12 protein-coding genes are annotated in these 13,714 nt (G+C 66.0%); 6 read left to right on the forward strand and 6 right to left on the reverse strand.

Annotated elements, in window-relative coordinates; translation table 11 throughout:
• Positions 1-1,980: an excinuclease ABC subunit UvrB gene (gene uvrB / locus GQ56_RS0102900; protein ID WP_031397210.1), complete on the forward strand. Its 1,980-nt coding sequence runs from the start codon at positions 1-3 to the stop codon at positions 1,978-1,980.
• 96 nt (positions 1,981-2,076) lie between these two features.
• On the opposite strand, the gene GQ56_RS0102905 is transcribed toward uvrB, so the two are convergent.
• The gene (locus GQ56_RS0102905; protein ID WP_063962840.1) at positions 2,077-3,036 is read right to left on the reverse strand and encodes a LysR family transcriptional regulator; all 960 of its coding nucleotides are present in this window, start codon (positions 3,034-3,036) and stop codon (positions 2,077-2,079) included.
• Between the two features lie 122 nt (positions 3,037-3,158).
• Here GQ56_RS0102905 and GQ56_RS0102910 point away from each other — a divergent pair, with 122 nt between their 5' ends.
• The gene (locus tag GQ56_RS0102910) at positions 3,159-4,547 is read left to right on the forward strand and encodes a DHA2 family efflux MFS transporter permease subunit (protein ID WP_043301049.1); all 1,389 of its coding nucleotides are present in this window, start codon (positions 3,159-3,161) and stop codon (positions 4,545-4,547) included.
• Between the two features lie 230 nt (positions 4,548-4,777).
• Here the strand turns inward: GQ56_RS0102910 and GQ56_RS0102915 are convergent, their stop codons facing one another.
• The gene (locus GQ56_RS0102915) at positions 4,778-5,323 is read right to left on the reverse strand and encodes an RBBP9/YdeN family alpha/beta hydrolase (protein WP_031397213.1); all 546 of its coding nucleotides are present in this window, start codon (positions 5,321-5,323) and stop codon (positions 4,778-4,780) included.
• 121 nt (positions 5,324-5,444) lie between these two features.
• On the opposite strand from GQ56_RS0102915, the gene GQ56_RS0102920 reads away from it, so the two are divergent.
• Positions 5,445-5,900, forward strand: a complete 456-nt coding sequence (locus GQ56_RS0102920) for an Lrp/AsnC family transcriptional regulator (RefSeq protein ID WP_031397214.1) — start codon at positions 5,445-5,447, stop codon at positions 5,898-5,900.
• A gap of 151 nt (positions 5,901-6,051) precedes the next feature.
• Here GQ56_RS0102920 and GQ56_RS0102925 read toward each other — a convergent pair whose 3' ends face one another.
• On the reverse strand, positions 6,052-6,657 hold the full coding sequence (locus tag GQ56_RS0102925) for a TetR/AcrR family transcriptional regulator (protein WP_031397215.1): 606 nt from the start codon (positions 6,655-6,657) through the stop codon (positions 6,052-6,054).
• Between the two features lie 110 nt (positions 6,658-6,767).
• Here GQ56_RS0102925 and GQ56_RS0102930 point away from each other — a divergent pair, with 110 nt between their 5' ends.
• Positions 6,768-7,823 carry a sugar phosphate isomerase/epimerase family protein gene (locus GQ56_RS0102930; protein ID WP_031397216.1) on the forward strand — a complete coding sequence of 352 codons (1,056 nt, stop codon included), beginning with the start codon at positions 6,768-6,770 and terminating at the stop codon, positions 7,821-7,823.
• Between the two features lie 32 nt (positions 7,824-7,855).
• Positions 7,856-8,740 carry an alpha/beta fold hydrolase gene (locus GQ56_RS0102935; RefSeq protein WP_031397217.1) on the forward strand — a complete coding sequence of 295 codons (885 nt, stop codon included), beginning with the start codon at positions 7,856-7,858 and terminating at the stop codon, positions 8,738-8,740.
• A 183-nt stretch (positions 8,741-8,923) separates the two neighbouring features.
• Here the strand turns inward: GQ56_RS0102935 and GQ56_RS0102940 are convergent, their stop codons facing one another.
• From GQ56_RS0102940 to GQ56_RS0102950, 3 genes are read right to left on the reverse strand one after another with little or no spacing between them, the layout of a single operon-like run.
• Entirely contained in the window at positions 8,924-9,658 is a 735-nt protein-coding gene (locus GQ56_RS0102940; protein WP_031397218.1) for a polysaccharide deacetylase family protein, read from the reverse strand.
• Between the two features lie 23 nt (positions 9,659-9,681).
• Positions 9,682-10,245 carry a hypothetical protein gene (locus tag GQ56_RS0102945; RefSeq protein WP_031397219.1) on the reverse strand — a complete coding sequence of 188 codons (564 nt, stop codon included), beginning with the start codon at positions 10,243-10,245 and terminating at the stop codon, positions 9,682-9,684.
• A 5-nt stretch (positions 10,246-10,250) separates the two neighbouring features.
• Positions 10,251-11,396, reverse strand: a complete 1,146-nt coding sequence (locus tag GQ56_RS0102950; RefSeq protein WP_031397220.1) for a glycosyltransferase — start codon at positions 11,394-11,396, stop codon at positions 10,251-10,253.
• Between the two features lie 529 nt (positions 11,397-11,925).
• On the opposite strand from GQ56_RS0102950, the gene GQ56_RS0102955 reads away from it, so the two are divergent.
• Positions 11,926-13,227: a dicarboxylate/amino acid:cation symporter gene (locus GQ56_RS0102955; protein WP_031397221.1), complete on the forward strand. Its 1,302-nt coding sequence runs from the start codon at positions 11,926-11,928 to the stop codon at positions 13,225-13,227.
• Positions 13,228-13,714 lie beyond the last annotated feature (487 nt).

Raw genomic sequence — 13,714 nt, forward strand, 5'->3', positions numbered from 1 at the left:
ATGTCAACCGGTGTCTTTATCCTTCACTCGAACTACACCCCGGGTGGGGATCAACCCGAAGCGATCGCGCGTCTGATATCCGGAATCGACGAAGGGGCGACCCATCAGACGCTGATGGGAATCACGGGATCGGGAAAAACTTTTACGATCGCCAACATCATTCACCGCTTGAATCGGCCAACCCTGATCCTGGCGCCGAATAAAACGCTGGCTGCACAGCTTTACGGGGAAATGAAGCAGTTCTTCCCTGAAAACGCCGTTGAATACTTCGTTTCCTATTACGACTATTTTCAGCCGGAAGTTTATATTCCCGGCAGCGACAGGTTCATTCAAAAAGACTCGGCGATCAATCAGCATCTCGAGAGATTGAGGCTCTCGACGACAAAGTCGTTGATCGAGCGTCGGGACGTGATTGTCGTGGCGTCGGTGTCGTCCATCTACGGCCTGGGCGATCCGGATGGATATCGCGCGCTGCAGATTCCGCTGTCGGACGGGGCGCAACTGCGACGGGACGAGCTGCTGCGCCGTCTGGACCTGCTGCAGTACACGCGCTCGGAGCGCGCGCTCAAACGCGGGACGTACCGCGTGCGCGGCGACATGATCGATATTTTTCCCGCCGATTCGGAGTTCAGGGCGGTGAGGGTCGAACTGCCGGACGATGTCGTCAAGTCGCTTTGCTGGACCGACCCCGCTACCGGGAAGCGGCTGGGTGACTTGAGAAACTATCTGGTTTCGCCGAAGACGCTTTTTGCGACGCCTCGCAACAAGATAGAGTCGGTGGCCGACAAGATACTTGCCGAAATGGAGGAGCGGGTCGACGCATTCAATCGCGACAACCGGCTGGTCGAGGCGGATCGCCTGTTCGAGAGGATCACGGGCGACGTCGAGATGATGCGGCAACTCGGCTACTGTTCCGGCATCGAAAATTACGCGTGCTACCTGAACGACCGCGAGGCCGGCCAGCCGCCGACCACGTTGCTCGACTACCTGCCCGCCGACGGGCTCCTGTTTGTCGACGAATCCCACGTGATGATCCCGCAGATCTCGGCAATGTCCCGGGGGGATCAGAGCCGCAAGGAGACATTGATCGACTACGGATTCCGGCTGCCTTCGGCAAAGAGCAATCGTCCGCTGAACTTCGAGGAGTTCGAGGCAATCAAGCCGCAGACGATCTTCGTGTCCGCCACGCCCGGGAATTACGAGCTGGAGGTCTCGAAAGACAGGGTCGCCAATCAGATCATCCGGCCGACGGGATTGCTCGACCCCGAGGTGGAGGTGCGGCCGTCGAAAGACAGCGTGCCGGATCTGCTCGAAGAAATCGGGCGGTGTGTCGGGGCGCGCAATCGCGTGCTGGTAACCGCATTGACGAAGAAGGCGGCCGAAGCGCTCCACGAGTTCATGTCGGAACGCGGCATTCGTTCTCGTTACATGCATTCGGACATCAAGACGCAGGAGCGGCTCGAGATCATCGATGGCCTGCGCGCCGGCGAATTCGACGTGTTGATCGGCGTGAGTCTCTTGCGCGAGGGGCTGGATATTCCGGAGGCATCGCTGGTGGCGGTGCTGGATGCCGATCATGCGGGCTTCTTGCGTTCAGCCCATGCGCTGATTCAAATGATCGGCCGGGTCGCGCGCAATACGGCCGGAAAGGCGATCCTGTACGCGGATGTCGTGACTCCGGCGATGACGGAGGCAATCGATGCGACGAGAGCGCGACGCGAGAAGCAGATGGCGTTCAACCGGGAGAACGGCGTGGTGCCCGTTTCGTCCGTCAGAAAGCTGGCGTCCGGGCAAGACGCCGAGATCGTCGGTCCTTCGATTCATTCGGCGGCCTTTTGCGAGAATTTATCGGTGCTTTGCCATCGAATTACCGCCAGGGAGGAGCAACTGCTGGAGTTCGCCGCCGCCGGAGACGAACAACGCGTGGAGGAGATTCGCCATCAACTGGACGGGCTGTATCGGCAGTTCATCTACATGTGAGTGCGACGATCCGGCGCGGCGCGGATGGCGGACGCCGGCGCTCCGGATACGCCGGCATTCTCGATCGCCACGCGATATCGCGCCGCGGTAGCGGGATCAGCCGCGATCGCCGGCCCGTGCGCCTTCAGGACCGGCGTCGGGCGCATCGTGTCGGTGCGACAGGTGTTCGACCAGCGCATCGATCGTGACGCGCAGCCGCGCGGTCATGCGCGTGGTCTTCGACCAGAGCACGTGGATGGGCAGCGGCGCGGGTTGCGCGTCGGGCAGGACGGCGAGGAGCCGCCCCGCGCGGATATCGTCTTCGACAAACCAGCCGGGCAGTTGCGCGAGCCCGAGCCCCGCCAGCGCCGCGTCCTTCACGGCCGCGACGTCGCTCAGGCGCAGGCGTGCGTGCCGCGACTGGCGCGCGCTTCGGCCCGCGTCGCCGGAGAACTGCCACGCGACCTCGGCGTCGCCGCGCAGGAGCGCGATGCGGCGGTGATGGTCGAGCGCTTCCCGCGACGATGGCGTGCCATGCCGATCGAGATACCCGGGCGCGGCGCACAGCCGTAACGCCTGTTCGCTCAACGGGCGCGCGACATGCGACGCGCTGTCCTCCAGCCGGCCGATGCGCACCGCGAGGTCGATGTTCTGCTCGACCAGATCGGCCGTGTTGCCGGAAAACAGGACGTCCAGATCGAGTGCCGGGTGACGCTCGGCAAGCGCGTTCAACACGGGCAACACGCGAATGCGTCCGTAGAGCACCGGCAGCGCGATGCGTACCCGGCCGGTTGGCGTCTGACGCCGCTCGGCCAGCGTGGATTCGGCCCGATCCAGTTCGGCCAGCGTGCGCAAGCAGGTCTCGTGATAGGCCTCGCCCTCGTCGGTCAGCGTCATGCGCCGCGTCGTGCGCTTGAACAGCCGCACGCCGAGGCGTTCCTCCAGTCGGGCCACGGCCTTGCCCACGCTGGACGGCGATTGCCCCATCCGGCGCGAGGCCACGCTGAAACTTCCGCACTCCACGGCCTGCACGAACGCGAGGATGCCGCGGAAGCGGTCGGTCGGCGGGATTGGCAATTTGATCGTCCCTGTCTCTTATCTTGATAAAGATTCTATCAATTGCGCCCTGGAAGTCTTGAATATGATTTTCTCCTTCATCGCGGCCCGGATGGCCGCGCTCACGAAAGGAGTGCCGTACCGTGCATCGTTCGCCGCGCCGCGCGCGCCGGCTGGCATTGGCCGGGGTCGCCATCGCCAGCTTCCTCGGCTGTATCGACTTCACGATCGTCAATACCGCCATTCCTGAAATCCGGTCGTCCTTCCATGCCGATATCGACCAGGTGCAATGGGTCGTCACGGCTTTCGTCATCGCGCTGTCGAGTTGCACCATTCCGGTGGGCCGGCTCGCCGATCGCCACGGCCGGCGCCGGGTGATGCTCGCGAGCATGGCGGGGTTCGGCGTCGCGTCGCTGGGGGCCGGGCTGGCGCCGGGGCTGGTCGCGCTGGTGATCTGGCGAGCCGTGCAGGGGCTGGCGTGCGCCGGGCTCTATACCGCGTCGGCCGCGCTGGTCGCGGCGATGTTTCCCGAGCAGGAGCGCGGCAGGGCGCTCGGGTTGCTGTTCAGCGTCAACGGGCTGGGGCTCGCGCTCGGCCCGGTCGCCGGCGGGCTGCTCGTCGACGCGCTGGGCTGGCGCTGGATCTTCCTCGTCAACGTACCGTTGATCGCCGCGAGTGTCGCGCTGTGCGCCGGCCGGCTGACGCAGGATGCGATCGCGGCGGCACAGGCGCGCGTCGACTGGACCGGTGTCGTCCTGCTGCTGCTGATCCTGCCCAGCGGCCTCGGCGCCGTGGTTCGCGGAGCGGAGCGGGGCTGGACGTCGCCGGCCACGCTGGGGCTGGCGTGCGTTGCCTTGTTCGCGGGTGCGGCGCTGGCCCGGGTCGAAAGGCGCACACCGGCTCCGTTGCTGCGGCTTGCGGCGTTCCGGCAGCGATCGTTCGTGCTGGCCGTTTGTGCGACGGCCGTGCTGGCCTTCTTCTACTGCGCGGCATTCCTGCTGATGCCGTTGTATCTCGGCGAACTGCGCGGGCAGGACAGCGCGGCGACGGGCTGGCTGCTGCTGCCCACGACCGCCGTCATGGCGATGGTTTCGCCGCTGGCGGGCCGTGGATGCGACCGCTTCGGCGCCGGACCGGTCATGGCGCTCGGATTCGCCGCGCTGCTGGTGTCGGCGGTGATGCAGTCGGCGTTCGGTGCGTCGACGGCCTGGTGGCGGGTGCTCGCCGCGTTCGCCTGCATGGGGTTCGGCTGGGGCTGCATTCTGGGGCCGTCCATGGCCGCGGCGCTGGCGGCCGTACCGGAAGCGCTGGCGGGCACGGCGCTCGGCCTGGCGACGACGGTGCACAACATCGGCGGATCGGTGGGCCTGGCCGCCGCAACCGCGTTGTACCGGTTCTCGGCCGCGCGCGGGGGCGCGTTTGTCTCGGGCTACCACGCGGTCATGCTGATGCTGGCGGGCGCGTGCATCGTGATGCTGTCGATACTGACGCTTGCGCGGCGCGCCCGGCGCGTGTCCGGGTCGGCGGTATGACACGGCGGCATTCGCGCGCTGCCGGGAGGGCCTGTTTTTCCCTGCCGCGCGTTGCGAGGCCGGGCGGATGCAGGGGATCGATGCCGGCCGTTTCCGGCTGAACGCCGCTCAATTCCACGGCGACGGCTGCGGGCGCGGGCAAGCGGCTTCAGTTCGATACGGCTGCTCGAATCGGTATCGGCATGCGGCGAGACGCTGATCGCCGATCGCTCAGGCCTCCGGCACGCGTGCTAAAGACGGTTCGTGTCGAACCGCTGGAGGAGCCGGTATCCGTCCGCCCAGTCGTCCAGGCGACTGGCGGCGTTCAGATGCCCCCGTGCGCCGACATCGAGGAACTCGCTGCCCCAGGCGTTCGCACAGGCCCGCGCATGACCGATTGCTGCGTAGGGATCGTCGTTGCTGGCGACCACGATGCTCGGAAATGGCAGCCCGACCGACGGTACGGGTGAAAATCCGATGCTGTCGGCGCGAGGAAAGGCCGGCGCCGTCGGATCGGGAACAGCCACGAGCAATGCCCCGGCTATCGCGACCGTGTTTCGCGCGGCCCAATGCACGACCGCGAGGCAGCCGAGACTATGAGCAACGACGATCGTATCGGGGCCGAGCGCCTCCGCCTCGCGTGCAATTGCCGCCACCCACTCGTCGCAGACGGCGTGATCCCAATCTTCGACTTGCATGCGGCGCCATTCCCCCGGCTTCGAGGTTTCCCAGATGCTTTGCCAGTGCGCTGCTCCCGAATTGCCGTGGCCAGGCACGATCAGAACGCGTCGATTCATGTGCGGTTTCCTCCAGAATTGAGTTCCCAGTGTAGGAGCCGAACGCTTCTGCCAGAATGGCCAAACCAATGAAATCATCGTCGCATAGATCGGTATTCAAGGAATTTGGAGGCGGTTGCGAATGAAACCCAAGCGAGTGGAACTGGACCGGCTTGACTGGCGCATTATCGAGGCGCTGCAGGTTCATGCGCGTGTGACCAACACCGAGCTGGGCAAACGGATCGGACTGTCGCAGCCGGCGGTCAGCGCCCGCATCAGGCGACTGGAAGAGCACGGTGTGATCGAGGGTTACTCGGCGAGGGTCAACGCCGGGCTCCTGGGGCGCGATATCTCCGCACTCGTCCGGATACAGACGACTCACGCGCAGATCGCAAGATGCCTGAAGGCCTTCGCAACGATGCCCGAGATCGTCGAGGCGCATCGCATCACGGGCGATGACTGCTTCATCGTCCGCGTGGTGGTTCAAAGAATGTGCGAGCTGGAGAAAGCCATCGACGCGCTGGCCAGGTTCGGGCCGGTGACCACCTCGATCATCCTCGCGAGCTATCCGCCCAAGGCGATGGGCGAGATCACGTGAGGCATGGACAACGGGCCGATGGCGGCCCGGCCGTCTCGCGTTTCACTCGAATCCTCTCGTTGCCCGACGTCTCCCGAACCCGACAGGCCGGTTGACGAACGGCAACCGCGGCCGGTGCGCATGAACGCCGTGTCCGGGCAGGCGAGCCGCGTTATGCGCCGTCACGCACGGCCATCGCAAGCGGCATCATGGCCGGCGCGATGGACGCCAGCAGGCGCTCTTTCGAGACTCCGTCGCGGGCCTGGACGGAAATGCCGTGCAACTGGGTCGCATAGAAATCGGCCAGGGCCTTGACGTCGGCGCCGCGCGCGAGCTGTCCCTGCTCGGCCGCAAGCTGCAGGCGCTCGGCGATCGATTGCGTGCGTGCACGCCGATGTCCGGCGAGCCATTCCATGACGCTTTCGTTTTCGGCGGAATAGTTGGTGGCGGCGGAGACCACCATGCAGCCGTGCGGATGGCCGCGCCTCGTATAGGCGGCGACGGCATCGCGCAGCATCCGCTCGACGGCCGTGCGGACATCGGCCTCCCCGGCGAGCGCGCGATCGGCGAAGCCGCCGTCGCCTTGCTCGTAGAGCGCCACGGCTTCATGGAACAGCGCCTCCTTGCTGCCGAACGCCGCGTAAATGCGCGCGGACGCAATGCCCATCGCTTCGACCAGGTCGGACATCGACGTGCCTTCGTAGCCGCGTCGCCAGAAAGCGAGCATGGCGCGCTTCAGCGCCATGTCGCGATCGAATTCTCTCGGTCGTCCCGCCATTTCCCTGTCGTCCGTGGTCACATCGTGGAGCGATTTTATCGCGCACCGTGTTGACACGGGCCGTTTCCTCGTCCTATTCTTTGTCGATCAACAAACAATAGGAGTCGGTCATGCGTACCCTCAAGGGCCCCAGTCTTCATCTGGCGCAGTTCGTCGGCGATACCGCGCCTTTCGACAACCTGCCCGACATCGCGCAATGGGCCGCCGGCCTCGGCTTCAAGGCATTGCAGATTCCCGCGTGGGATACGCGTCTGTTCGACGTGGCGACCGCCGCGGAGAGCCAGGACTACTGCGACGACGTGAAGGGCATGCTGGTCGAACACGGGCTGGAGATCAGCGAACTGACCACGCATATCTTCGGGCAACTGGTCGCCGTGCATCCGGCGTACGACGCCATGTGCGACAACTTCGCGCCCGAGGCCGTGCGCGGCAATCCGGCCGCGCGCACCGCATGGGCGCTGGAGCGGCTCGAGCTGTCGGCGCGCGCTTCACGCCGCCTGGGGCTCACCGACATGGGCACCTTCTCGGGCTCGTTCGCGTGGCCTTACCTGTTTCCGTTCCCGCAACGGCCCGCCGGCCTCATCGAGACGGCCTTCGACGAACTGGCGCGCCGCTGGCGGCCGATTCTCGACGTCTGCGATGAAAACGGCGTCAACCTCTGCTACGAGATTCACCCGAGCGAAGACCTGCACGACGGCGTCAGTTTCGAGCGCTTCCATGCGCTGGTCGGCGGGCACGCACGCTGCCGGATTCTGTTCGACCCCAGTCATTTCGTGCTGCAGCAACTGGACTATCTGGCGTACCTCGATATTTACCGCGAGCACATCCGCATGTTCCATGTGAAGGATGCCGAGTTCCTGCCATCGGGGCGCCAGGGCATCTACGGCGGCTACAGTTCGTGGCTGGAGCGCGCCGGCCGCTTCCGCTCGCTGGGCGACGGCCAGGTCGACTTCAAGGCGATTTTTTCTAAATTTGCTCAGTACAACTATGAAGGATGGGCCGCCCTCGAGTGGGAATGCTGCCTCAAGGATCCGGAGGACGGCGCGCGCGAAGGTGTCGCGTTCATCAACGACCACATCATCCGCGTGACGGAGCGCGTTTTCGACGATTTCGCCGGCGCCGCGGTCGATCAACGGCAAATCCACACGATGCTCGGCCTCGAATGAGCCGCTTTCTCCCACTGCCAGGAACCATCGACATGTCCGCTCAACTCGCGTCGCCGCCGGCCGACGCCAATGGCTTCACACATCAATACGTCCGCATCGACGGCCAGCGCATCCATTGCGTGACGGCCGGCGCGGGTACGCCCGTCCTGCTGATTCCGGGGTGGCCGCAAACCTGGTATGCGTGGCGCCACGTCATGCAGGCGCTCGCCGGGCACGGCTTCACGGCTGTCGCGGTCGATCCGCCGGGCACCGGCCATTCCGACCGGCCGCTGGCAGGCTACGACACGGGGCACACGGCGGCCGCGCTGCATCGCGCGATGGCGCAGCTCGGCTTCGACGTCTACCAGGTGGCCGGTCACGACGTCGGCATGTGGGTGGCCTATGCGCTGGCGAGCGACCGCCCCGAGGCGGTGAAGGCGCTGGCGCTCACGGAGGCCGTGATTCCGGGGCTGGCGCCGGCGCCGTCGATCTTCGCGCCGCCGGAGGAGAACATCTTCCTGTGGCATTTCATGTTCAATCAGCTGGCCGACTTGCCCGAGACGCTGATCGCCGGGCGTGAACGCGCGTATCTGACGTTCATGTTCGACCGCTGGTCGTTCCGGCGCGACCGCGTGGCGGTCGACGTCTATATCGACGCGTATGCGGCGCCGGGCGGCTTGCGCGGCGGCTTTTCCTATTACCGCGCCATTCCGGAGACGATCCGCCAGAACCGGGAGCGGGCGCAGCGGAAGCTGGCGATGCCGGTGCTCGCCATCGGTGCCGAACATGCCACGGGCGACGCGCCGCTGGTCACCCTGCGCGACAACGCGACGGATCTGCAGGGCGCGATCGTTCCCGATTGCGGCCACTTCATCATGGAAGAAGCGCCGGATGCGTTCATCGGCCACCTGCTGCCGTTCCTGATGCGGACCCGCTGAACCTGCCGGCCGACGCGGGCCTCGCCGCGCCGCCGGAACGATTGGCCGGGGCGAATTGCCTGCGTCGCCGGGCGCGCGCAGTTCGTTTCAGCCCCCATGCAACGGCATCGCGCCTTCCAGGGCGGCCCCGTTGCCGGGGAACCGGCCTGTCGGGCATGGGCTCGCGGCGGGCGCGGCCCTACCCTACCTGCGCGCCTGAACCCGCCCGCGCAGGCACTTGAACCACAGCCGCACCGCGCCGACGCCGCCCGCCACCGGAATCCGCGGCAACAGGAACGGATCGTCGGACGCGTCGGCGCAACCGCGCCGGGTGGTCGTCGCGTTGCCGTAACCGGCATCCGCGACCTGGTCGCGCACACGCGGGTCGAGATCGCCGTACGGGTAGCAGAACGATTCGACGCGCTGGCCGCCCAGCGCTTCGAGCTGCCGCCTGGATTCGGCGATCTGGATTGCCGACACGTGCGCCGGCACGCGCGACAGCGCGACGTGATCGAGCGTATGCGAGCCGATCTCGTGGCCGTGATCGCGCCAGGCGAGCATGTCCTCGCGAGTCATCAGCGGCGAATGCGCGGTATCGGCTTCCGCATCCCAGTCGTTCTTCCCGCCGAAGCGGCCGGCGACGAAGTAGCAGGTCGCGGTGAACCCGAGTTCGTCCAGCACGGGCATCGCATGCGTCAGCACGTTGAGAAAGCCGTCGTCGAACGAAATGCCGAAGACTTTCCCGCTGCGTTCGCCGCGCAGATACGGCTGCAGTTCGCGCACGCTCAGGCCGCGGTAGCCGAGCCGGCTGAACAGCGTCATCTGGCGGCGGAACGCGCCGGGTGCGACGCTCAGGCTGCGCAGCCGGTCGGGCGGCGGCGGCAGCGTGCGTATCTGGTGGTACATCAGGATCGGATAGCGCGCGGCGGACGGCAGCATGGGGCGATCGCGGGAACGGAGGGTTACGACGCGGCCTTGCGGAAAATCCGCAGGGTCTTGAAGTGGCCGGTTTCGACGAAATCGGCATTCGCCGCCCATCGCTCGATGACCGGTTCGGCCTTCCGGTAGGCCGACGAGCCCGTGTAGAACAGGAGGTGCCCTGCAGGCGCGATATGGCGTGCGAACAGGTCGAGCACTTCGGCGTCGGTCTTCGCGCCGTAGCGGCTGTTCGTCTCGTCGCGGTACTCGCACAGATGGAACAGCGTGACGACGTCGAAGGCCGGCAGCAGGTCCGGATTGCTCGTATAGATGTCGCCGAAATACGCCAGATAGGTCTTGCCGACCTCCGGCCGCCGCGTGACGAGATCGACGTACGACCTGTATTCCTTCGGCGACGCCGTGACGCCGAACACGGTGTTGTTCAGGTGCGGTCGCGCGCATGCCACGCCGACATGGTGGTGGCCGCCGGTGCCGAAGTGATAGATGCGGATGCCGTTGAGGCGAGCGGATTCCAGCCATTCGACGAAGTGCACGTCGCACGGGCACTCCCCGATGCGCAGATCCCAGTACTTCTTCCAGACGTTCATTGCCGTCACACCGACCTCATGGATGTCACGCGGCGATACGCGTTGTGTCGAATCGAGTTCTGATAGACGGACAACGTCGCCTCGACGAACCGGTCGAACGAGAATTCGCGCTTGCCCTTCAGTTGCGCGCTGCGTCCCATCGCGTGGACGCAGCCGGGCTCGCGTGCGATCGCGCGCAGGATCGGCTCGATCGCTTCCGGCTCGTGCGGCGGGACGACCCAGCCGTCCACGCCCGGCTCGACGTTCTCGGGCAGCCCGCCCACGCGGGTCACGATCGCGGGGCAGCCGAGCGACATCGCCTCGCGGCACGCGTACGACAGGCTCTCGTGATACGACAGCACGAACGACACGTCGACGATCGAGAACGGCGTCCGCACGTCGTCGAGGCGGCCGGTGCAGGCGATGCGCGACGTCATGCCGTGCCGCGCGATCTGTTCGCGCTGCTCGCCGGACGGTTCCGCGCCGACCAGCAGCACGCGAAACCGTTCGCGCTCGTGGTCGGGCAGGCGGCCCAGCGCCGCGATCAGGTCCATCCAGCCTTTTTCCGGCGCGGTGCCGGCGCTGCTGCCCAGGACGATCGCATCCGCGCCGGACGGCCCGAACAGGGCCGTCTTGCGGCGGCGAATCTCGTCGCTCGCCAGTCGTTCCGCGGCCGGCTGGCGCACGCCGTGCTTGATGACCGTGACGTTGCCGTACGGCGACCGGAACGCGAGCATGTCCGCCACGTAGTCGCTGACCGCGATGGTGTGGTCGGTTGCCAGCCGTGCGCGCAGCAGGTTGCCGAAGCTGTCGGCGCGATAGGTGTTGTGCTTGGTGAGCACGACCGCGGGCCGACGCCGGCACCCGAGCAGCGCCAGCATCACCTGCCGATGGTCGGCGGACCCGTTGACATGGATGACGTCGAAGCGCTCCGCGACGATCAGCTGGCGCAGCCGGACGATTTCCACGCACAGCCGGTTCCAGCGCGGCTTGAATTCCATGTCGAAGATGGTCACGCCGGGGCTGTCCGCCAGCAGTCGCGACAGACGGCTACCCTGCGGCGACGCGACGGTCACGCGGTGATGCCGGCTCATCGCCACGGCGAGATCGCGGACGTAGGTGTCCTGGCCGCCGCCGTAGTCGCCGTGGAAGTTCGTATACAGAATGTTCATCGCGGTGCCGCCTTTGTCCGGTCGCCTGTTTGACAGGACTGCTTAAGATAAATGAGTCGAGCTTTCGAGAGCCGTGCTTCCTGCCCGGAGCCGGGTTTCCGGTTCGGGATCGTGCATCGACGCCCGCGGAGGGCGGCAACGCGAATTATTTCCGAATATTACAGACACATTACGTATCGTAGTGTCGAGGTCTGCGCATCTTTGTGAGAATGTGTCGCGATCGCTTGCGGTGTCGTTAGGTCTCGCAACGCCGCCGGAAGGGGCGGAGTCGGCCGGCGCCGGCCGGGCAGGCTTGGGCCGGATCGCGACAAAACCGGCCTTTTCGACGGTAACCGGACGCAGATCAACCCGGCTGACTTTCAGATTTGAAAGCCGAAGTGCCATTTGCGTTAGAATGCCCCCCCTGTCCGCCCTGGCGATCGCCGAAGGCGGACTTGTCGCACCCAGGGAGACGTGGGTTCCGCTTCGGAGCCGGGCGCGAATGATGTGCCAGCCGTTAGCAACATAAGCTTTGTGATTTGGATTACTAATGAAAAAGAAGCACAACATCACCAAGTACATCGTTGTCGCGATGATGCTTGGTATCGCCGTGGGTTACGCCTGTCATAGCGCGTTTCCCGATCCGAAAATGGCGAAGGAAGTCGCCGGCTACGTGTCGTTGCTGTCCGACGTGTTCCTGCGCCTGATCAAGATGATCATCGCGCCGCTGGTATTCGCGACCCTGACCGTCGGCATTGCGCAGATGGGCGACGGCAGTGCCGTGGGCCGGGTCGGCGTCAAGGCGTTCGGCTGGTTCTTCATCGCGTCGTTCACGTCGTTGCTGCTCGGTCTGCTGACCGCGACGATCCTGCAGCCGGGCAGCCACCTGAGCCTGCCGTTGCCGGCCTCCGATGCGGCCCTCAACCTGAAGACGGGCGCCTTCACGCTGAAGGACTTTGTGGTCCACCTGGTGCCGAAGTCGATCGCCGAAGCGATGGCGAACAACGAAATCCTGCAGATCGTCGTGTTCTCGATCTTCTTCGGCACGGCGCTGTCCGCGCTCGGCGAGGCGGGCAAGCGCCTGACCGGCGTGATCGACGATCTCGCGCAGGTGATGCTGAAGGTGACGAGCGCGGTGATGTGGTTCGCGCCCGTCGCGGTGTTCGCCGCGCTGGCGTCGACGATCACGACGGAAGGGCTCGGCATCCTGCTCACGTTCGCGAAGTTCATGGCGAGCTTCTATCTGGCGCTGGCGCTGCTGTGGGGCGTGCTGACGCTCGCGGGCGTGACGTTCCTCGGCAAGCGCGCGTTCACGCTGATCAAGCTGATCCGCGAGCCGTTCCTGCTGTCGTTCGCGACGGCGAGCTCCGAGGCCGCGTATCCGAAGCTGCTGGACGCGCTCGACCGCTTCGGCGTGAACCGCAAGATCTCGAGCTTCGTGCTGCCGATCGGGTATTCGTTCAACCTCGACGGCTCGATGATGTACTGCACGTTCGCGGTGCTGTTCATCGCGCAGGTGTACGGCATTCATCTGCCGCTGGGCACGCAGATCACGATGCTGCTGATGCTGATGGTGACGTCGAAGGGGATGGCGGGCGTGCCGCGCGCATCGCTGGTCGTGATCGCGGCGACGCTCAACCAGTTCAACATGCCCGAAGCCGGGTTGCTGCTGATCATGGGCGTCGACATGTTCCTCGACATGGGGCGCTCGGCCACTAACGCCGTCGGCAACTCGATCGCGGCCGCCGTGGTCGCGAAGTGGGAGGGTCAGCTCGACGCGCCGCGCGACGACGATCCGGACGGCGGACGCGCGATGCCCGTGAAGGCGCCGGAGACATCCGCATCGGCATGATGCGCGGCAGCGCGGCGCTCGCCGCGCGTGGCCCGTTTCACGGTTATTGACGGTCGCCGGCCTGGATTCGACGAGGATCCAGGCCGGCGCTTCGTTTGGCGCAACGATTTCGCCATCTCTCCGCCACACTTGTCCGGATTCACCGGAACGGCCGCGTGGCGTTTCAATCCTGCGTCGCCGGACCGGCGGCGATTGCCTCGCTCGCCAGGCGCCAGCCTGACGCCTCCTTCTCCGTCAGGCGCATCGGTGCCTTCGGTGCCTTCGCTGCCTTCGCTTGCGCACCGTCGCATCCGCCGTCGGCGTGTGTCGCCGCTCGGGGCCGCGCGACGACGTCCCGACGTCCCGACGCGGAAACGCGGTTCCGGGCAGAATGACGACGGCGTCCGCAGACGCCGCCGGCAGCCCTTGACGACGAACCGGACCGACCGAACGGTCGCACCGCCGCGTCGCAGCGCCGGCGAACCCGCGCGGCACCTCGCTGCCGCGC

The sequence above is a fragment of the Burkholderia paludis genome (genome assembly GCF_000732615.1).
Classification (GTDB): domain Bacteria; phylum Pseudomonadota; class Gammaproteobacteria; order Burkholderiales; family Burkholderiaceae; genus Burkholderia; species Burkholderia paludis.

What these genes read in the sequence shown, in the direction of transcription:
- uvrB (WP_031397210.1), top strand. Translation starts at nt 1, where the DNA reads ATGTCAACCGGTGTCTTTATCCTTCACTCGAACTACACCCCGGGTGGG.
- GQ56_RS0102915 (WP_031397213.1), bottom strand. Translation starts at nt 5,323, where the DNA reads ATGAATCGACGCGTTCTGATCGTGCCTGGCCACGGCAATTCGGGAGCA.
- GQ56_RS0102920 (WP_031397214.1), top strand. Translation starts at nt 5,445, where the DNA reads ATGAAACCCAAGCGAGTGGAACTGGACCGGCTTGACTGGCGCATTATC.
- GQ56_RS0102925 (WP_031397215.1), bottom strand. Translation starts at nt 6,657, where the DNA reads ATGGCGGGACGACCGAGAGAATTCGATCGCGACATGGCGCTGAAGCGC.
- GQ56_RS0102930 (WP_031397216.1), top strand. Translation starts at nt 6,768, where the DNA reads ATGCGTACCCTCAAGGGCCCCAGTCTTCATCTGGCGCAGTTCGTCGGC.
- GQ56_RS0102935 (WP_031397217.1), top strand. Translation starts at nt 7,856, where the DNA reads ATGTCCGCTCAACTCGCGTCGCCGCCGGCCGACGCCAATGGCTTCACA.
- GQ56_RS0102940 (WP_031397218.1), bottom strand. Translation starts at nt 9,658, where the DNA reads ATGCTGCCGTCCGCCGCGCGCTATCCGATCCTGATGTACCACCAGATA.
- GQ56_RS0102945 (WP_031397219.1), bottom strand. Translation starts at nt 10,245, where the DNA reads ATGAACGTCTGGAAGAAGTACTGGGATCTGCGCATCGGGGAGTGCCCG.
- GQ56_RS0102950 (WP_031397220.1), bottom strand. Translation starts at nt 11,396, where the DNA reads ATGAACATTCTGTATACGAACTTCCACGGCGACTACGGCGGCGGCCAG.
- GQ56_RS0102955 (WP_031397221.1), top strand. Translation starts at nt 11,926, where the DNA reads ATGAAAAAGAAGCACAACATCACCAAGTACATCGTTGTCGCGATGATG.